Genomic DNA, 18,774 nt, shown 5'->3' on the forward strand with positions numbered 1-18,774 from the left:
CATAAACAAACAGGGAGGAAGTATGGCATTACCACAACAGCAGCTGCTGCTCTGCCAGAGTTTCCGTGTCAACGGCGAACCCAAAGGGCTCTGCCATAAACAAACCAACGGTTTTTTATCCTATATCGAGGAAGAAATCATCGATCGCGGCCTCGATATTCAGGTTACGGCCACCGGTTGCCTGAAGCAGTGCGAAGCGGGGCCGATCATGGTGCTTCAGCCGGATAACCGCTGGTTCAAGACGATCAACACCACTGCTGCCATTGACCGGGTTCTCGACGGCATTGAAACCGGTGTACCGCCGGATGAACTCTTGCTGAACCCTTGACTGCAAGATGCGGTGATGCGGCTCAGACCTGCACAACATCGTGATATCGACACACGGGGAGAGCTGCTCTAGGTGTTATTTGCCGTGGGAATCGACTATCCGGTTGATCGACAGCGTCAATGACGGGGCTTCGAGTTATTGCCTGAATGCGCAGCCGCCATGGTCATCGCGGCCGAGGCGCAGGATCGGGTGGTCGCTACGCGCCTTACACTTCCGAGATAAGCGGAAGAATCAATCATTCAATACTGGACGTGAAACCATGAGCAGTGGTCATTTTCTCGAAGAGCGAGCCGGACAGGTTCAGCGAACCGGCGCGGCACCGCTTGCTATCGATTGCAACAAAGACAGCCTGGCCGGTGCCGTCAGCCAACGGGCCTGTGTTTTCTGCGGTTCGCGGGTCGTCCTCTATCCAATTGCCGATGCTCTGCACCTGGTCCACGGTCCGATCGGCTGCGCCGTGTATACCTGGGATATCAGAGGCGCCCTGTCGTCGGGGCCGGAATTGCACCGTTTGTCCTTTTCCACCGATCTGCGGGAGCTCGATGTGATTTTCGGGGGTGAGAAGAAACTCGAGCAGGCCCTGAGGGAGCTGATCGAACGGCATCGTCCGGCGGCCGCCTTCGTCTATTCCACCTGTATCGTCGGCATCATCGGTGACGACCTGGAGGCGGTCTGCCGCAGGGTGGCAGCGGATACCAAGATCCCGGTGCTGCCGGTGCAATCGGAGGGGTTCAAGGGCAACAAGCGGGCCGGCTACGAGGCGGCCTGCCGGGCACTGGGGCGACTTATCGGCACCGGTGACAGCAGTGGTATCGAGCGGCATTCCATCAACATCCTCGGCGATTTCAACCTGGCCGGCGAGATCTGGACGATCTGCGACTATTACCGGCGCATCGGTATCAAAGTCGTCGCCACTATTACCGGAGACGGGCGGGTTGCCGATATTTGCCGGGCACATGGTGCCGCGCTCAACGTCGTACAGTGTTCCGGGGCGACCATGGATCTTGCCGTGATGATGGAGGAGCGCTATGGAATTCCCTCCCTGCGAGTCTCCTATTTCGGGATCGAGGACATGGCTGAGGCGCTCTATGCGGTGGCTCGCCATTTTGATGACCAGCAGCTGATGGAGCGGGCCAAGCGACTCGTTCGAGAGGAGTTGCAGCGATTGATGCCGGAACTGCTGGAGTATCGTCGTGTCCTTGCCGGAAAACGTGCCGCCATCTATGTCGGCGGCGCGTTCAAGGCATTTTCTCTGATCAAGGCCTTTCGTCTGCTCGATATGCAGGTGGTGATGGTTGGCTCCCAGACCGGCACAAAAGAAGATTACCAGGAACTTGCGGAAATTACCGACGAGGGAACAGTTATCGTCGATGACGCCAACCCGCTTGAATTATCGGCATTTATCCGCGAACAGGGCGTTGACATCTTTGTCGGCGGCGTCAAGGAACGACCGATCGCCTACAAGCTAGGAGTGGCCTTCTGTGATCACAACCATGAACGAAAAGAGATGCTGGCCGGCTTCCAGGGTATGATCAATTTTGCCCGGGAGGTCCACGCGTCGTTGACCAGTCCGGTCTGGCAATTTATACCGTGTAGGATCAAGGAGGGACGATCATGACTGCGCCTCTCCCGTATATCTCGACCACGAATGCCTGCAAATTGTGCAAGCCACTCGGGGCGGCGATCGCCTTTCGCGGGGTTGCCGGCTGCGTACCGTTTCTGCACGGTTCCCAGGGGTGTGCCACCTACATGCGGCGCTATATCATCTCTCATTTCAATGAACCGATCGATATCGCTTCTTCATCCCTTGGCGAAAAACACGCTGTTTATGGCGGGGCCGCCAACCTCAAGATCGGTCTCAAAAATGTGATGGCCGCGTATCAGCCCGAGGTGATCGGCGTGGCGACGACCTGTCTGACGGAGACGATCGGCGACAACGTCCCGATGATACTGCAGGAATATAGAGAAGAATTAGGACGTGCCGAAGGACCTGCGATAGTTCACGTATCGACTCCGAGCTACGGCGGCACTCACATGGAGGGGTTTCACGCGGCGGTGCGGGCCGTCGTCGAACAGTTGACCGAAGAGAGTGCCCCTCACCAGCGCATCAATCTGCTCGGAGGCTTCGTGTCGACCGCCGATCTTCGCTGGCTCACGTCGGTCTGCCGGGACTTCGGCCTCGAGGCGACGTTGCTTCCCGACTATTCCGAATCACTCGACGGTGAGATTGCCGAAGAGTATCAAATGCTGCCGAGTGGAGGCACATCACTGCCGGCCATTCGTGCCATGGGTGGAGCCCGAGCCACCGTCGAATTGGGGTCCACGTTGCCTGCCGAAACTGCCGGCACACACCTGCAGCAGCGGTTTCATTGTCGTTTGGAACGTCTCGGTTTGCCGATTGGCATCGGTGCTACTGACCGGTTGTTCACTCTGTTCTCTGAGTTGAGCGGCCGGCAGATTCCGGCTCGGCACCGTGGGGACCGCGGACGCCTGATCGATGCGCTGGTGGACGGCCATAAGTATTGTTCGGGAAAACGGGCGGTTCTTTACGGCGAAGAGGATTTGGTGGTCGGTATGGCCGCCTTTCTTGCCGAAATCGGAATCCGTCCGGTGCTTTGTGGTTCCGGCGGCAAGAGCGGCCGATTCCGGCAGGCGATCAGTGCCGCTCTCGACGGCCTGGTCGACGAGTTGCCGGCGGTGTATGAGGATATAGATTTTTACGATATCGAGCAGGCCACCGCCGACACCGAAATCGATCTTCTGGTCGGCAATTCCAAGGGCTATGCGTGGGCCCGGCGGCAGCAGATTCCGTTGATCCGTATCGGCTTTCCGATTCATGACCGTATCGGCGGCCAGCGAATCCTGCATCTCGGCTACCAGGGGGCTCAGGCACTGTTCGACCTGATCGTCAACACCCTGATCGAGAAAAAGCAAGACGATTCACCGGTCGGCTATAGCTACATGTAGCCGGGCCGGCTGATCGTTTCTCAAGAGGATCTACTATGAACGAATCAATCGACAGCAGAAGCCTGCGTCACCCCTGTTTCAACGAGGGGGCCAAGGGACGGTTTGGCCGGGTCCACCTGCCGGTGGCACCGACTTGCAATATCAAGTGCAATTTTTGTGATCGCCGTTACGATTGTGTCAATGAATCCCGACCCGGCGTGACCAGTTCAATACTCAAGCCGGACCAGGCGGTGCGTTATTTGGATCAGGTGCTGGCCAGAGAGCCGCGAATTTCGGTCGCCGGCATCGCCGGGCCCGGAGACCCGTTCGCCAGCCCGGCCACGACCATGGTGACGCTGGCTGCCATTCGCCGAAAGTATCCCGACCTGGTGCTCTGCCTCTCCTCAAACGGCATGGGCATCGGCCCTGCTATCGGTGAGTTGGCCGCGCTCGGAGTCTCCCACGTGACTATAACCGTCTGCGCCGTCGCCCCGGAGGTCGGCCGACAGATCTATGCCTGGGTGCGCGACGGCAATATCGTCTATCGAGGAAAACAGGCGGCCGAACTGCTGCTGATGCGTCAGCAGCAGGCAATTTCCGAGTTGAAGCGCCGCGATATCACCATCAAGGTCAACTGCATCGTTGTTCCGGGGATCAACGATCAGCACGTCGTCGATGTCGCTCGGGCGATGCGGGATTTAGGAGTTGATCTGTTCAATTGCATGGCGCTGTTTCCGACCGCACAGACTCCGTTTGGCTCGATCCGCCAGCCGGATAAAGAAACGATGCGACGGTTGCGTGATGAGGCTGAACGATATCTGCCGCAGATGCGGCATTGTACACGATGCCGGGCCGACGCAGTCGGCCTGCTCGGTGACGATCGTTCCGGAGAATTCAGAAGCTGTCTTAATTCCTGCTCGACGAAAAAGCCGAGCCAGGGTGAGCGGCGTCCCTATGTGGCCGTGGCCAGCGAAGAGGGTGTCCTGATCAACCAGCACCTCGGTGAGGCGAGTCGGCTGGCTATCTGGGAACGTAGCGGCAGCTCTTACCAGTTGGTGGAACAGCGGGAAACTCCGGCAGCAGGCGGAGGTGTTCGACGCTGGCATCAAATGGCGGCGATGCTGGCCGACTGCCGGGCGATTCTGGCCGGTGCCATCGGACCGACGCCGACGGTGATTCTTGACGCCGCCGGGATCAAACCGATCGCCGCCGCCGGTTTTATAGAGGACGGTCTGCGAGCGGTTTATGAAGATCGGAAGGCAGGACTCATCAGAGGGCGGAGGACAGCGATTGGTGCAATGACCTGCACCGGTTCCGGTGGCGGTTGCGGTTGAAGATTAGAACTGGTTTGTATCGTGGTTCAACATGTGAAAATGGTTTGCCCGACGCTTTGATACAGGCTATTGATAGCAGGTAGTGTTTAAACGGAGGATGTCAGCACGATAATGAATAGTTGATAGTGCGACGGGGGGCATGGCCGTGCCGGGTAAGGAAGCGGACAATCGTTCTCAGAAATCGGTGTATCGATTTGATAGAGTGGAGCTTGCCGGGGCTTTTGGCGATATGGGTACACTGTTGCCCATAGTAGTGGCGATGATCCTGATCAACCAATTGAGTCCCACCACCGTATTTTTGGCCTTTGGGCTATTCTATTTACTGGCCGGAATCTATTATCGTCTGCCGATCCCCATTCAGCCGCTGAAAGCGGTCGGGGCGGTTGCCATTGCCTATCCGACGGTTATTACCGAGTCAGTAATCGGTGCGGCCGGGATTTTGTTTGGAGCGATCATGCTTGCCCTGTCGTTGTCAGGGATGGTTGATACGATTGCCAGGCTGTTTTCCCAGGCTGTGGTCAGGGGAATTCAACTGGCACTTGGACTGCTTTTTTTGAAAAAAGGTGTTGAGCTTATCATCGCCAAAGAGCTTTTCCTCACGGGAGCAGATTCTTACTCAACCGGTTTCCCGATCAATGTGGTAATCGGTGTGGTCGTGTTCGGCTTGGTGCTGCTGCTTCTCAATAGCAAGCGGTTTCCGGCTGCCCTCGTAGCGATGGCTATCGGCATCGTTGCCGGTATCGGACTGGGTGGGTTGGCGGGGCATTCACCGTCCTTCGGACCGACCAGTGTGAAGGTTATTCTGCCGAATCCGGGAGATTTTTGGACTGCCTTCATCATGCTGATTCTGCCACAGATACCGCTCACTATCGGTAATGCTTGCGTCGGGACCGCCGATACCTGTGCAACGCTGTTTCCCGGGAATTCACACCTGGCAAAAGCAAAGGCCGGTATATTCGCACTTTCAATGGGCTTGGTTAATTCGATTGCCGGCTTTTTTGGAGCGGTGCCCATGTGTCACGGCACCGGCGGTCTTGCCGCTCATTATCGATTTGGGGCCAGGACTGGAGGGGCTCCGCTGATGATCGGCGGGGTTTTCGTCGTTGTGGCGTTGGTGCTCGGTGAGACCGGTTTCGCCTTATTGGCTGCCATTCCGCAGTCAGTTCTCGGTGTCCTGCTGATATTTGCCGGTCTTGAGCTGTGTCCGTTGTTGCGTAGTCTGAAAACGAACGAAGATTACTTTGTCGCCCTGTTGATTGCCGGTATCGCCCTGGCGGTACCGAACATGGCTTGGGCTTTTGCCATTGGCATCGGTACCGATCTGTTCATAAAAAAAATGAAGATCAAGATCTAACCCCCAGTCACCGAAGGTCACAACGAACAATTAAAATCGGCTCATGGTCGGAAGGGCTGGCTATTTCACTCTCCAGTGTCGATTTTGTCATGGGAGTGAAATGGAGCAAACGGACACCAAGAGAGTTATGCCGAGCGCACAACAGACGAGAAAGGGGAGCAGTTCAAGAAAGAACTGTTTGGTTGACAGCCTACTGGGTCTTCTGCAATCGGCTTCGCAGCCGATTTCTGCATGGTATATGTCGTGCCCGGAACCGAACACCACTTCAATCAGAAAGAGAAGAACAAGCCCTATTCCTATGATTGCCAGAACGACCATGCACCTGATTTGCTAGATTTGTGGGAACCTTGAAAAATTGTCCTCTCGCCCAATTCCATCTTTGCGCAATCAAACTTTATCCTTGGAATATCATGTACATGCCTGCGGTAAAATTTTCTTGCTCGCCTCAATCTTGAACGAAATTCAGAATTTTTCAAGCTCCCCTTGCGCCGTGCGCCGCAACAGGAGAACGAGCACGGCTTTGACGGATTGGTCTGAACCGATAAAGGACGCCAGTTCCAGTCCTCTTTTGGTTACTGCCGGTAGATGACGGTTCCCACATGCTCACCGTGCAAGGCACGAGTAATCGAACCTTCAACCAAGCCGTTGACGATTTGTACCTTTTCGATAACCTCACTGTTCTGGATAATTTCAAGACAGGGCCTTTCTATAACGAGATCGTCGAGGTCTCGATCAAGAAGGTCCTGGGCGCCGATTTCCGGAATGAATTCGGCCTTCGGGTTTTTCTTCGGATCTTCGGTATAGAGACCGTCTTCATCCTTGATGAAGAGAATGGTGCGTGAACCGATCAGATCGGCAAGGATCACCAGACCGACATCGGTGCGATGGATCGGTATGCGGCCGACTTTCGGCTTTATGGCAAAATAGTCATACGGCGGCATGCCATGCATGACCGGGATGATGCCTTCCGCAAAGTAGGTTGGTAGTTTGACGATATCAGAATGCGAAATTTTCACCCCACCCCAAGGCGATAACAGAGTGGCAATCATCAGTGCATTTTGTTCGGAGATCATGCTGCCGAATTTGGCAATAACTCCGGTCGGCATGCCCATCTCCAGCCCGATCGTGTAGATATGACGACTGCGGGTTCCACCACCCGTGGTTATCAGAATCTTGTGGTCCCGGCGATTCCTGACGATTTCTTTGAGGATGTTTGGCAGTGCTTTGACACCACGGTCGCAGATCGACTGGCCTCCAATTTTCATGACTGCAATGTCCGGATACAAACGGGATTGCGGAGCAATGGCCAGATTCTCAACGAACTCTTTACTGACCAGACTCTCTCCCATCAGCCTGCTTTCCACGTGCAATCGATTGCCATCTTGATCGCGGACTAGGGTCATGTCTCCGTCTCCTCCTGTCGGTGATTTGTCGTGTTTATCTTATCTTCCCAACTATGATCACATTTCAGGGCAATCCGTCGTCAGGTGTGCTTTGGCCCGCGTTTCAGGGCGATGAGTTCGGCGCCTGTGGCACCGGCGATCTGCTCCAGTTCGGTCATTCGCAAATGATTGCCGTACACCTTGAGATCGACGCCGCTGATGGCTATGATTCGGTATCTCGGTGTTTGAGCGCCTTCCCTGATCTTTTGTCGTTCCCGGAAGAAAATTTTTCCTGACATGTCGTTCTCCTCGTTTTGTTTTGGCGATGGTGCTTTCTGACTACTATATGTTGCAAGGGCTGTTACAGCAAGGATCAACAAGCTGTAGTAATTGGTTATTAGAGGTTAGAATTTTGAATAGTGGGGCGGTCACTGCGTACATTAGGTAATCTTTTTATGTGATTATCGGGGTATTAGAAAGCCTTGCCACCAGATTACTAACGTGCCGATTAAAAATGGAAAAAAATAGGGAGTAATCCTGGTGTTTAAAATTTAATTAAAATAATTCAATGATATTAATGACTACCAGGCCTGATGGCGATTGACTAAAAATATCCGGTGTCAGCGAAAGGTAGTTTAAGGATTTTTGATCATGAACATGGCGAATGGTCAATCATTATGCCATGAGAGAAGAAAAAAATCTACGTACGGTGAAAGAAACCTATGGTCAACCTCTTTATCGGTATCGACGATACCGACAATCTTGACAGCCCCGGGTCAGGTGTTTTGGCTGATCAATTGAGCCGGGAACTGCATGACAACGGATTGGCCTTGTGTACCGCAATTACCCGTCACCAATTGCTGGTTGATGACAGGATTGCCTACACGTCTCACAATAGCGCAATGTGTTTTTCTGCCATCTGCGACGAAAGTGGTGTGGGTGATTTGATCGACTACGCGCAAAAATTTTTGCAAACGTATGCAGTCATCGAAGCTGATCCAGGTTTGAGTGTTGTTGTTGACAATGGCCATTTTGACCGGAAGCATCTCATTTCATTTGGTTACAAAACAAAACGGTGCATGGTCGATAAACAAGAGGCTTACGATCTCGCCAAAATGCTCGGTGCGCACCTGTCGGAACATGGAGGCAGCGGCATCGGTGTTATCGGAGCATTGGCGGCAACGGGCTTGAGACTCTCCGGTTGTGATGGCAGATATCGTGGCTGGCACCAGATGGGACGTGCTGGCGAGGTTACAACCGCAGGATGGTTGGCCGGCCACGATTTTATCGATGGTGTCGTTGCTGATGACGGCACCTGTTTGGATGATAAGGCCACCGTCATGCTCACCGAGTCTAATCTCAAGACGGTGCTTCTCAACGGATGCCGGATTGTGCCGGTTGCAAATGATGCCACTTCGACCTGCCAGCCATGCTGGAAAACGTTGTCACGGAGTATGATGAAACGCTTTTGATCGGTTGTGGCTCAACCGATATTCGAAGTTCTTGTGCGTCTTTTCCCTACAGGGTGTCCTCGTTGTCCTTACGTAATTCTGCCCTCCTGGCTTACGATAAATAAAAGTAATTACATGATGATACACCATATGTGTTAGAAATGGTAATTTTTAGAAAATCTATTGGCGTTAGATTCTCCACAAGTAGAATAGGGATAAGAAAGTTGCTGAAATTGACTACCGACTACGAAAAAGATCAATCTTCTTCAACGGCACGGTGGGACTATCATCAAGGGTAGGTCCCCGCCAGCGGAAACATCCTGTGAGTTGATAATGGGGGCGTTATGAGACACGGACACCATGAAGATACACAACCACCGACATTTGCAAGACCGTTGCTCGCCCTCTCTCTGTTGAATCTGGATATGTCCGCTCTGGAGGCATACGTCGAAGAGCTGATGAAGAAAAATCGTATCCGGACGGTAAAAGAAGAAGATATCGTCAGGGCCACCGGGAATGCCTCTTTCCCTCCGTTTCGGCAGGAAACCCTGTTTCCGGAGGAATCGTCCTGCGATCGTTTTTTGCCTTGATTGAACAACCCCTCCTGTAAATTTCGTGAGCTGATGATAACGCTACAAACACTAAGCGATTTGCATTTGTTGGCTCAAGAGATGGGTGAAAAGGCGGTGACCCAGCCGCACGTCGAGAACTTGCTCAAGGCGTTTGGTCCGCTCATTTTGATGAAGCAACGATGGCTTCAAGAGAGGGAACGTAAAAGAGTTTCCGTGGCTATCGACAAGCATCGATTGACTGAAGGCGTACCACTGATCGAGCACGGTGGTTTTTTTCATACTGAAGATCCTTGGGATGAAGCAGCGTTGTTTGCCGTTGCTGCTATTTTCCAGGGATTCCCAGAGTATGGCGTTGAGATGTCAGTCCTTTCTGAGGAAATCGAAACCGGGCGATACAAGATAGACCCGTTATCCGTCACCATACAGAGAGCGAGCGGGTTTTGTGTTTTTACATCGGAGAGAATCCAAGAAGTCAATCCGATCGTGGTGGAATTGTTCAGCAGGTTTCTGTGGCGGTTGATCCTCTGCAGCAAACGTCGTGATTGTGAATCGGAGATGAGGCATCTCGTATGGTCGAAAGGGTATTGTCCGGTGTGCGGCAGTTATCCACAATTGGCTGTTCTCGGCACCCAAGAAGAGAAGATGCTTTGCTGCTCTGAGTGTGGTCACCAATGGCGTTTTTCGGCTCCTTACTGTCCCTATTGCGAGAACGAGGATCAGCAAAGGATACGGCTTCTCGGTATTGACGGAGAAGAAGACGGAGCTGCCTTTATCTGTTTGGAATGTCGAAGATACCTGATTAGCACAGGGATGTCGGCGATGTGCCGACATCCAAATAGTGACTTATTGTCGCTCGGGTTTGTCCACCTGGATATGATCCTTCAGGGTAAGGGGTTCATGCCGATGGCCGAGTGTGAATGGAATGTCTTGTATCCCGATGCTCATGCGAATCGATCTGCAAGGGATGGTTCTTGAAAACGTGCTTCGCGCCGCAGAGAACGTGGTATGTAGCGCACGTGTCGTCTCATCAATGAAAGGATGCGTCTTTCGCGCTGATGGATTAAAAAAGGGCAGGCTGTCTTTTAATTCGTCAGTTGATTCATTGCCCGGACGCGATCCTTGGATATATCTCAGTACCACATTACCTTTGTTCTGACTTTTGCCGGCGTTGCCTTGCTTGCCCTTCGGCGGGCAACATCGGTAGCAACCAATGCCGATTTTGCTCTCGCCGGGCGCAGTCTGCCGGCAACCGGTGTGGCCTGGATCATTATCGGCACCCTGGTCGGTGGGGTGGCCACCATCGGTACTGTTCAGACCGCTTACACACACGGTATTTCAGCAGGAATTTTCACCTTCGGCAGCGGTATTTCCTGTTTGCTGCTCGGCTGCTTTTTCGCCAGAGCGCTGCGCGAAGAAGGGGTGGTGACCGTTTCCGAATATCTTGGCCGGCGCTTCGGTCAGCCCTTTCGTCGTTACAGCAGCGCCATCAGTGCCTTCGGCATGTTCATTCATGTCGTCGGTCAGTTTCTTGCCGCCATTGCCATCATCCAGGCGGTGTTTGCCTGTGGCGATGTGGTCTCGGTTGTGTTGGTGACGGCGCTGATCGGGATTTTTGTCGTTTCCGGGGGGATTGCCGGTGCCGGCCTGATCGGACAGATCAAGTGTTTCATGCTTTATCTGGTCATGTTGGCCAGTGCCGGTGTTGCATTGCAGAAGGGCGGCGGTTGGTCGGGGATCGTCGACAAGCTGCCGCCCGAGGCGAATCTCTTGAGTTTTGCCGACTACGGCCATGCAACAGCGGCGGTGGATACGGTCTCGATGCTGGTCGGCGTCCTGTCCACCCAGATCTACCTGCAGGCCATCTTTGCCGCCCGTGACGTGCGAGCCGCCCGTAACGGGGCATTCTTGAGTGCCGTCGCCATCCCGCCGCTCGGAGCACTCGGCATTGTCGTCGGGCTCTATCTGCGCACCGAGTACCCTGACCTGGGCGGCAGTGGCGCCCAGGCCCTGCCGTTTTTTCTGGCGATCAGTTTTCCACCGATAGTGGCAGCTTTTTTCAATGCCGGTATCTTACTGATCGTCCTGGGCACCGGGGCAGGGCTGGTACTTGGCGTGACCACCAATATCTACAACGATTTCCTGTCGGGAAGCAGTCTCATGCGGCGGGTGGTGCAGCCGGTGAGGCTGCTGCGCGGCTGCGCGTTGAGCGTTTTGCTGCTGGCATCAATGCTCGTTTTTTCCGGTCTTGATTCGACCATCCTGTCCTGGAGCTACCTGTCGATGGGGCTCCGCGGGTCGGCGGTGTTCGTCGGTCTCTGCGCTATCGTCTTTTTCAAACGTTTTACCGACTCCAGGACGCTGTTGGTGCTGCTCTACCTGCTTCCCGCCCTGTATCTTTGGTTGAAATTGTAGTTCCGTGGTGCTCTTCGGAGTTCGTCGTTCGTTTGGGTGCGAAGGGGTTAGATTAGCCGCTCAATGCCGCTGACGATAAAATAGCCGGAGAACAGCACGAGAAATGAGGCGCAGATACCGACCAGCAGGCGATACCTACTGTCGGTAAAGAAGCGCCGACCGCGGGCGATGCCGAAAGAGATAAAGCCGTACCAGGTCAAGTCGGCCAGAATGTGGCCCACGAAGAAGGCGGCGACGCCGATCAGTCCGAATTGCATGGAGTAGACGATATAGCCGAGGCCGATGGTTGCCCACCAAAGCAGCCAGTAAGGGTTGGCGATGCTCAGCAGAATGCCGGCCAGAATCAGATTCCTAGAGCGTTTTCCCTGGTCCTCCAGGCAGAGGTGCAATGATGGTAGCCCCTTGAACATCGAGACAGCCATCCACAACAAAATAACGCCGCCGACAAGAGAAATAGCGATGAAGACCTCGTCGCGGGAGAGTAGTGGCGCCAGGCCGGTGATCAGCGCGCCGACCAGAAGCAGTTCGAGCAGTCCATGTCCAAGGATCATCAGTGGGCCGACTGTCGCGCCGCGCCGTACGCTTTCACTGACAGTCACCGTCATCACCGGGCCCGGCATCATGGCTCCGGACAGGGCGATCACAAATGAGGACAAGCTGATGGAAATCAGGGCAAGCGACATGATAGGGTGCACTCCACATAATCAGAGGGATCTGTATAGTACCGGACGGAATCGTTTCGGGCAATGATCCGGCGGATCCTTTCTGCCTTTTTCTTTCCTTCCGGGCCGTTTGCACTCAACAGATGCGTTTTCTCTCGCCCTTGGGCTCGGTGACATTATATAGTCTCGGAGACGGGAGTGACCGGCATGCACGACGACGTAACGGAACGAACCGGATGAGCGAAAAACAAGAAAGAGAGTCGGATATCGACACCATGCGTCTTGATGATGTGACCTCAACAATACGATTGAGCAGGATGAAGGGCAGAATGTGTTGCCTGGTTATCGCCCTGACCGTCCTTTTGAGTACTCCGGTACTGGCTGATCAGCACACGGATCCTTCCGGCATCAATCGTGGCTGGCGGCAGGATCTCTGGGATTTTGTCAAGGGAGAGCAAGCGCCGTCGGCGGTGTACGCCGGGATGTGGAGTCGGCATGTCGTCAACAGCGACGATGACTATCGTTCCAATCATGAACTGCTCGGGCTGTGTTATAGGGGGATGTTTGTCGGCACTTTCAGGAACTCTCACGATAATCGGGGGTGGGGAGCCGGAGTGCAGCGGGACGTTTACCGGGGCAGCGTGCGTGACGCCACCTGGCGTTTTGGCTATCGAGCCGGAATTGTCTATGGCTACGAAGAGTTGTCGCTTTTTGACACAAAGCTCTTTCCCTTCGTGCAGACCTATGCCGATTTGAGTTACAAGCAGGGCGGTGTCGAGCTTTCCTGGGCGGGGAGCACTGTGTTGATTGGATTCTTCTGGCGAATCTGACGTTCTTGCCGGCGCCGGATCATCGACCTATTTTGCACCAGATCGGCAACGCTTCTGCAATCCGGAGAAAACGCGGATCGGTGTCGATCCCTTCATCCATTTTGCGATTGGCGATCAGGATCGCTCCTGGTTTGCACTGTTGTTCGACGAGACGTTCGAACGTCACTTGCCTTGTCTTTTCGCAAAAGGGCCGAAAATAGTAGAGTACGTCAAAATCGGCAAGCCCGGCAAAGGTCCAGATGTCAACTTCTGCGACCTGCCTTTCCCCAACCAGATTTCGCGCGATTTGCAACGATGCCGGGTCTTTTTCAATGCCGAACACGTCAAATTCGAGCAACTCGGCGAGCAGCAGGATGTTGCCGATACCGCAGCCGATATCGATACATTTCAGTCCCGGACGAAAGAGGCCGCGATCCTGCAGGTACGACCGCGCCAGCCGCAGCTGTTCGTAGGCCTGCCGTGTATCCATGGCGACGAACGGGTACTCAACCGAGGTGTCATTGCCGGTACGGGGTACGGCCTGACGGGTGAAATAGCCGATGAAGCGATTGATCACCCCGAACAGGACATCCAATTCCTCGTCGCGAGACAGTGCGCCGGTCATCAGTGTGTTGTCGCTATCGTTCATCGGGTTCTTGTACCATAAAGAGACAGTATGATCCAGCTCCGAGTCCCTCGGTATACCAGGTCAGAGGGAACGAACCGTACCTGCGAACCGTACCTGCGGACCGAAGCCGGCAGGGCATGACTGCAGGGGGCGGACAAGTGTATTCCGGGAACATCTGCTCATCCCAGGGTTTTCCGGAACCGCCCGGCGGCAATGGTCAAAAACCCGAGTGCCAGTCCGCTTTGAGCGGCGATGCTAGGCCAGAGTATTGCCAGACCGATATCCTTCATGACGATACCGCGCAAGATCTCCAGATACCAGCGCATCGGGTTGAAAACGGTGGCCCAGCGTACCGGGTCGGGCATATTGGCGATCGGAAAGAGAAAACCGCTGAGCATCACCGAGGGCATCAACACCAGGAAGCTGGTGAGCAGGGCCTGCTGCTGGGTCGAGGCGCTGCCGCTGATGATCAGTGCCAGTCCCATGTTGCCCAGCAGGAAGATGCCGGTGAGCAGGTAGAGCAGCGGCAAACTGCCTTTGACTTCGATATCGAAGAGCAGATATGCGACAATGAGCATAATGCTCATCGAGATGTAACCGGTTATCATATACGGGATGGTCTTGCCGAGAATGAGCTCGATGCCGCGCAGCGGGGTGACCATTACCTGTTCGATGGTGCCCACCTCCTTTTCCCGGACAATGCCGATGCTGGTCAACAGCAGGCTGAAGATAAAGAGCATCGTCGCGATCAATGACGGTACGTAGTAGAAGCGGCTCTCCTGATTGACATTGAACCAGGCACGGGCAGCGGTGCCGATTTGCGCCGGTTGTGGAGAGACGCCCTGCCGGTCGAGTCGCAGGGCTCTTTTCTCATGGTTGTATGCATCGACGATCATCGAGGCGTAACCCAGTGCGATCGCGGAGCTGTTACTGTCGGTACCGTCGGTGATCAGTTGGAAGGCGGCCGTGCGTCCCGCGGACAAGTGGTCGCCGAAGCCCGCCGGAATCTTAAGGACGATGCGGACGGATGCCCGGTCGAGCAGAGCGGTCAGCTCGCTTTCTACGGCAGGTGTGGCGACAACCTGAAAATAACCGCCGGAGGTGAAACGCCGGAGCAACTCACGGGACGCCGGACTCTTGTCCATGTCGTAGACAGCGGTGCGGATCGATGTCACGTCGGTTGTCAGGGCGAAGGCCATGATGGTCATCTGGATTACCGGTACGCCGAAAACAATGACCCGCATCCGTGGATCGCGCAGCATCTGCAGAAACTCCTTGATCAGCATGCGATAAATGCGGCGCAGCATCTCCTACTCCAGCTTGAAGGTGAATTTCCGCAGTGCCAGAGTCATCATCAGTACCGCAAACAGCAGGAGAAACAGCGCATCGGCCCAGAGGATCTCCAGACCGATCCCTTTCAGGTAAATGCCGCGCAGGATACTGATGAAATAGCGTGCCGGCACGATAACAGTCAACACCTGCAACGGTTCCGGCATGTTCTCGATAGCGAAGACGAAGCCGCTGAGCAGCAGGGTCGGCAGAAAACCGGCAACGATGGCAATCTGATTGGCCAGCACCTGGGACTTGAGAACGATACTGAGCGTCAATCCGAAAAACAGCGCGCCGGTCAGAAACAGGGCTGACAAGGCGAAGAGCAGGCCGGCATTGCCGACGATCGGTACCCCGAACACCCAGCGGCCGATCACCACGGCCATCGCCACATCGACCAGGCCGATGACGAAATAGGGGACGATTTTTCCAAAGATCAGCTCCGGTGCTTGCAGCGGTGTGCTGATCAGCTGTTCCATGGTGCCGTTCTCCCATTCCCGGGCGATGGTCGTACTGGTGAGCATCGCCGCGACGACAATCATCACCAGTGCGATAATTCCCGGGATCAGAACATCCTGACTGCGCAGATCAGCATTGTACCAGGAGCGCTGAATCATTTGCACCGGCGGGTGCAGCTGGTCGCGGCCTTCTCGTTCCAGCTGCCGGAAAAGCGTCGCCCGGGCGTAGATGGAGACGATCGTCGTCGCGTAATTCATGGCCAGCCGCGAGGTGTTGGCGTCGCTACCGTCCCCGATAATCTGCAGATCGACCGGCTGCCCGGCGGTGACTCGGCGGGCAAAATCGGCGGGGACGACGAGACCGATCAATGCCGAGCCCGATTCAATGCGCTGCTGCAGTGGTTCATAGCCGTCGACGGTGGCAACAATCCGGAAGTACGGAGAATGATCGAAGAGGCTGAGCAACTCACGGCTGGTTGCGGTGCGTGACTGGTCCCAGACGACGGTCGGCACCAACCGCAGGTCAAGAGTCAGTGCATAGCCGTAGAGGAGAACGAGGATCAACGGGATGGCCAGCGCCATGATCAGGCTGCGCCAGTCGCGCAGCAGATGCAGCGTTTCTTTCCTGGCGATGGCCGTTAGACGCCTGAGTTTCATTTCGAGACCGGTCCTGGTTCGCTACCGGATTGTCGAACTTCCCGCTCTATCAGTGAGACGAAAACATCTTCCATGCTTGGCGAGATGACACGTATCGAAGTGGGCGGGTTACCGAGTTCCCGGAGGCGTCTGGTGACTGTGGAGCGCGCCGCCGCGCCGTCAGCGGCGGTTATATGGATGGCGGCGCCGAACAGGGCAGCGTCCAGAACCTCGGGCAGGTCCAGCAGGGGATCGATCATCGCCTGGGGATTTTGGCAGTGCAGATCGAGGATCGTTTCCTTCATGGCCGTGTTCTTGAGTTCACGGGGCGAGCCGGCGGCAATGATTCTGCCGTTGTAGATCAGGGCCAGCCGGTCGCAATATTCGGCTTCTTCCATATAGTGAGTGGTAACGAAGACGGTGACGCCGCTCTCGGCCATGGCGTAGATCAATTCCCAGAAGCGGCGTCTGCTGAGCGGATCGACACCGCTGGTCGGTTCGTCGAGAAAGAGCACCGGCGGCTCGTGCAGAATGGCGCAGGCCAGAGCCAGCCGCTGTTTCCAGCCAATGCTGAGGATGGCGGTAAGGCTGTCCTGGTGTTCGCGCAGCCCCGACATCTCCAGCGCCCATGTTTTGCGGCGTTGCAAGTGAGCGCCGTGCAGGCCGTAGATGCCGCCGTAAAACTCGATATTTTCCCTGACCCGCAGATCGTCGTAGAGGGAAAATCTCTGACTCATGTAGCCGATATGCTGTTTGATCGATTCGGGCTGACGCAGGATGTCGAACCCGGCTACCGTGCCGATGCCGGAACTGGGCCGGAGCAGGCCGCAGAGCATGCGGATGGTGGTGCTCTTGCCGGCGCAGTTGGGGCCGAGAAAACCGTAAATCTCGCCGCGATTGACGGTAAAGGAGATTGTATCAACGGCCGTGAAGTTCTTGAAGCGTCGGGTGAGGTCCCGAACCTGGACGGCAATAGTACCGTTTCCCGCAGAGGATACCGCAGATCCGGTGAGGTCTGTTGGTCCCGAGGAGGTTTCGACACCATTTTCCTGAAGAGCGCTGAGGAAGACATCTTCCAAAGAGGGGGGCGTCTCGCTCATCTGCTGCCATTCGATCCGGTTTTTTTCGAGCAGTTGCCGGCTGCGCTTCTCAGCCGTGGAGAGATCGTCGCAGACGACGTGGACCGCGTCGCCGAAGATGGAAACGCTGCCGATCGACTGCTCCCTTGAGAGGAGCGTGGCGATAACACGGGAATTATTGCTGCGGATGGTCAGAATTCTGCCGCGAACTAATCGCTTGACTTCCTCGGGCCGGCCGCTGGCGATCACCGATCCGTGGTTCAGCAGGGCGATCCGGTCACACCGTTCGGCCTCGTCGAGGAAGGCGGTGGCAACCAGGATGGTGACACCGTCACGCAGCAACCGGTGCAGATTCTCCAGAAATCGCGGCGGCTGACCGGGTCGACGCCGTTGGTCGGCTCGTCGAGCAACAATACGGCCGGGGTATGGATCAGGGCGCAGACGAGTTGCAGCTTCTGTTTCATGCCACCGGAAAGCTTGCCCGCCTGACGCTTCAGGAACGGACGCATACCGCTGAAATCGAGCAGTTCTTCGATGCGATGCCGTCGACCGGCAAGGGCGACACCGTACAAGTCGGCATAAAAGTCGATATTTTCAGCGACGGTAAGATCGGGGTAAAGGGCGAAGCGCTGACTCATGTAGGCAAGTTTTTCCTTTGCCCGGGCGGCTTCGGTATCGATGGCAAAACCACCGATTCGACCAGTGCCGCTACTCGGCGCCATGATCGTTGCCAGCAGACGCAGGGCGGTCGTTTTGCCGGCCCCATCCGGCCCGACCAGGCCGAATATCTCTCCCGGGAAGACCTCGAAACTGAGGGAATTAACGGCGACCAGCGAGCCGAAGCGTTTGCCCAGCTGATTGGCTTGGATTGCCGCCATGCTGCGGTCAATTTCTGAATGACTATCCATTTCTGACCAAATCCATCAGGATGCGACAGAGTCAACAGCGTCTGCCGGTCACGGGGGAACTATGGCCTGGACGGTGGTGCTAGGTCGATCCAGGCATCGGCCGGCATACCCGGTTTCAGCTCGCCGTCGGGATTGGTCAGGGCGATCTTGACGCGATACATCAGTTTGACCCGTTCCTCGAAAGTCTGGACTGACTTGGGAGTGAATTCCGCCTGATCGCTGATGAAACTGATCCTGCCGGGATAGGTCATGCCGGGGGTATGAATCGGTGGTGACACGAACCGACAGATTGAGCTTGACCCGGCCAAGGTCGGTCTCGTTGATGTAGGCGCGCAGCCAGGGGCGGTTCAGAGCGCCGATAATCAATACCGGGGTCGATGGGTTGAGAAATTCGCCGATCTCGGCCGAGGTGGTCAACACGACACCATCGAACGGAGCAGCTATGGTTGTATGGGCAAGTTGCAGGCGGGCGATATCGAGTGCTTT

The 18,774-nt window shown here is 55.4% G+C and carries 19 protein-coding genes; 10 read left to right on the plus strand and 9 right to left on the minus strand.

All coding sequences use genetic code 11. From position 1 onward, the window contains the following. Window positions 1–22 precede the first annotated feature (22 nt). From BUC26_RS16695 to BUC26_RS16715, 5 genes are all read left to right on the plus strand, one after another. On the plus strand, window positions 23–328 hold the full coding sequence (locus BUC26_RS16695; protein ID WP_073377808.1) for a (2Fe-2S) ferredoxin domain-containing protein: 306 nt from the start codon (window positions 23–25) through the stop codon (window positions 326–328). A 259-nt stretch (window positions 329–587) separates the two neighbouring features. After that, complete coding sequence (gene nifE / locus BUC26_RS16700) at window positions 588–1,946, plus strand: nitrogenase iron-molybdenum cofactor biosynthesis protein NifE (protein WP_073377810.1); 1,359 nt, start codon at window positions 588–590, stop codon at window positions 1,944–1,946. Continuing rightward, window positions 1,943–3,295, plus strand: coding sequence for a nitrogenase component 1 (locus BUC26_RS16705; protein ID WP_073377812.1), 1,353 nt, complete (start codon window positions 1,943–1,945; stop codon window positions 3,293–3,295). The genes nifE and BUC26_RS16705 overlap by 4 nt, the downstream gene beginning before the upstream one ends. A 35-nt stretch (window positions 3,296–3,330) precedes the next feature. Further along, entirely contained in the window at window positions 3,331–4,608 is a 1,278-nt protein-coding gene (locus tag BUC26_RS16710; protein ID WP_073377814.1) for a NifB/NifX family molybdenum-iron cluster-binding protein, read from the plus strand. Between the two features lie 139 nt (window positions 4,609–4,747). After that, window positions 4,748–5,962, plus strand: coding sequence for a putative sulfate/molybdate transporter (locus BUC26_RS16715; protein ID WP_073377816.1), 1,215 nt, complete (start codon window positions 4,748–4,750; stop codon window positions 5,960–5,962). A 572-nt stretch (window positions 5,963–6,534) separates the two neighbouring features. Here BUC26_RS16715 and BUC26_RS16720 read toward each other — a convergent pair. After that, the gene (locus tag BUC26_RS16720; protein ID WP_073377817.1) at window positions 6,535–7,365 is read right to left on the minus strand and encodes an amino acid kinase family protein; all 831 of its coding nucleotides are present in this window, start codon (window positions 7,363–7,365) and stop codon (window positions 6,535–6,537) included. 80 nt (window positions 7,366–7,445) lie between these two features. Continuing rightward, the gene (locus BUC26_RS16725) at window positions 7,446–7,643 is read right to left on the minus strand and encodes a hypothetical protein (RefSeq protein ID WP_073377819.1); all 198 of its coding nucleotides are present in this window, start codon (window positions 7,641–7,643) and stop codon (window positions 7,446–7,448) included. Window positions 7,644–8,066: 423 nt separating this feature from the next. Here BUC26_RS16725 and BUC26_RS16730 point away from each other — a divergent pair, with 423 nt between their 5' ends. From BUC26_RS16730 to BUC26_RS16745, 4 genes are all read left to right on the plus strand, one after another. Then, window positions 8,067–8,816 (plus strand): hypothetical protein, encoded by a 750-nt coding sequence (locus BUC26_RS16730; protein WP_073377821.1) that lies wholly within the window; start codon window positions 8,067–8,069, stop codon window positions 8,814–8,816. Between the two features lie 323 nt (window positions 8,817–9,139). Further along, a complete protein-coding gene (locus BUC26_RS16735) occupies window positions 9,140–9,385 on the plus strand; it encodes a hypothetical protein (RefSeq protein ID WP_073377823.1) in 246 nt (81 codons plus the stop codon). Window positions 9,386–9,418: 33 nt separating this feature from the next. After that, on the plus strand, window positions 9,419–10,342 hold the full coding sequence (locus BUC26_RS16740) for a formate dehydrogenase accessory protein FdhE (protein ID WP_143166052.1): 924 nt from the start codon (window positions 9,419–9,421) through the stop codon (window positions 10,340–10,342). Window positions 10,343–10,486: 144 nt separating this feature from the next. Then, a complete protein-coding gene (locus BUC26_RS16745; RefSeq protein WP_073377827.1) occupies window positions 10,487–11,779 on the plus strand; it encodes a sodium:solute symporter family protein in 1,293 nt (430 codons plus the stop codon). 47 nt (window positions 11,780–11,826) lie between these two features. Here the strand turns inward: BUC26_RS16745 and BUC26_RS16750 are convergent, their stop codons facing one another. Further along, on the minus strand, window positions 11,827–12,462 hold the full coding sequence (locus tag BUC26_RS16750) for a LysE family transporter (protein WP_073377829.1): 636 nt from the start codon (window positions 12,460–12,462) through the stop codon (window positions 11,827–11,829). 215 nt (window positions 12,463–12,677) lie between these two features. On the opposite strand from BUC26_RS16750, the gene BUC26_RS16755 reads away from it, so the two are divergent. Continuing rightward, a complete protein-coding gene (locus BUC26_RS16755; protein WP_073377831.1) occupies window positions 12,678–13,271 on the plus strand; it encodes a hypothetical protein in 594 nt (197 codons plus the stop codon). A 19-nt stretch (window positions 13,272–13,290) separates the two neighbouring features. Here BUC26_RS16755 and BUC26_RS16760 read toward each other — a convergent pair whose 3' ends face one another. The 6 genes from BUC26_RS16760 to BUC26_RS23910 form a co-directional block, all read right to left on the minus strand. After that, window positions 13,291–13,899 carry a class I SAM-dependent methyltransferase gene (locus tag BUC26_RS16760; protein ID WP_073377833.1) on the minus strand — a complete coding sequence of 203 codons (609 nt, stop codon included), beginning with the start codon at window positions 13,897–13,899 and terminating at the stop codon, window positions 13,291–13,293. Window positions 13,900–14,057: 158 nt separating this feature from the next. After that, a complete protein-coding gene (locus BUC26_RS16765; RefSeq protein WP_073377835.1) occupies window positions 14,058–15,185 on the minus strand; it encodes an ABC transporter permease in 1,128 nt (375 codons plus the stop codon). 3 nt (window positions 15,186–15,188) lie between these two features. After that, window positions 15,189–16,322 (minus strand): ABC transporter permease, encoded by a 1,134-nt coding sequence (locus BUC26_RS16770; protein WP_073377837.1) that lies wholly within the window; start codon window positions 16,320–16,322, stop codon window positions 15,189–15,191. Next, window positions 16,319–17,722 (minus strand): ATP-binding cassette domain-containing protein, encoded by a 1,404-nt coding sequence (locus tag BUC26_RS16775; protein WP_244155879.1) that lies wholly within the window; start codon window positions 17,720–17,722, stop codon window positions 16,319–16,321. The genes BUC26_RS16770 and BUC26_RS16775 overlap by 4 nt, the downstream gene beginning before the upstream one ends. Next, window positions 17,641–18,288 (minus strand): ABC transporter ATP-binding protein, encoded by a 648-nt coding sequence (locus BUC26_RS16785; RefSeq protein ID WP_073377839.1) that lies wholly within the window; start codon window positions 18,286–18,288, stop codon window positions 17,641–17,643. The genes BUC26_RS16775 and BUC26_RS16785 overlap by 82 nt, the downstream gene beginning before the upstream one ends. Window positions 18,289–18,347: 59 nt before the next feature. After that, entirely contained in the window at window positions 18,348–18,596 is a 249-nt protein-coding gene (locus tag BUC26_RS23910) for a hypothetical protein (protein WP_244155880.1), read from the minus strand. Window positions 18,597–18,774 lie beyond the last annotated feature (178 nt).

The organism is Desulfofustis glycolicus DSM 9705 (assembly GCF_900130015.1).
Classification (GTDB): domain Bacteria; phylum Desulfobacterota; class Desulfobulbia; order Desulfobulbales; family Desulfocapsaceae; genus Desulfofustis; species Desulfofustis glycolicus.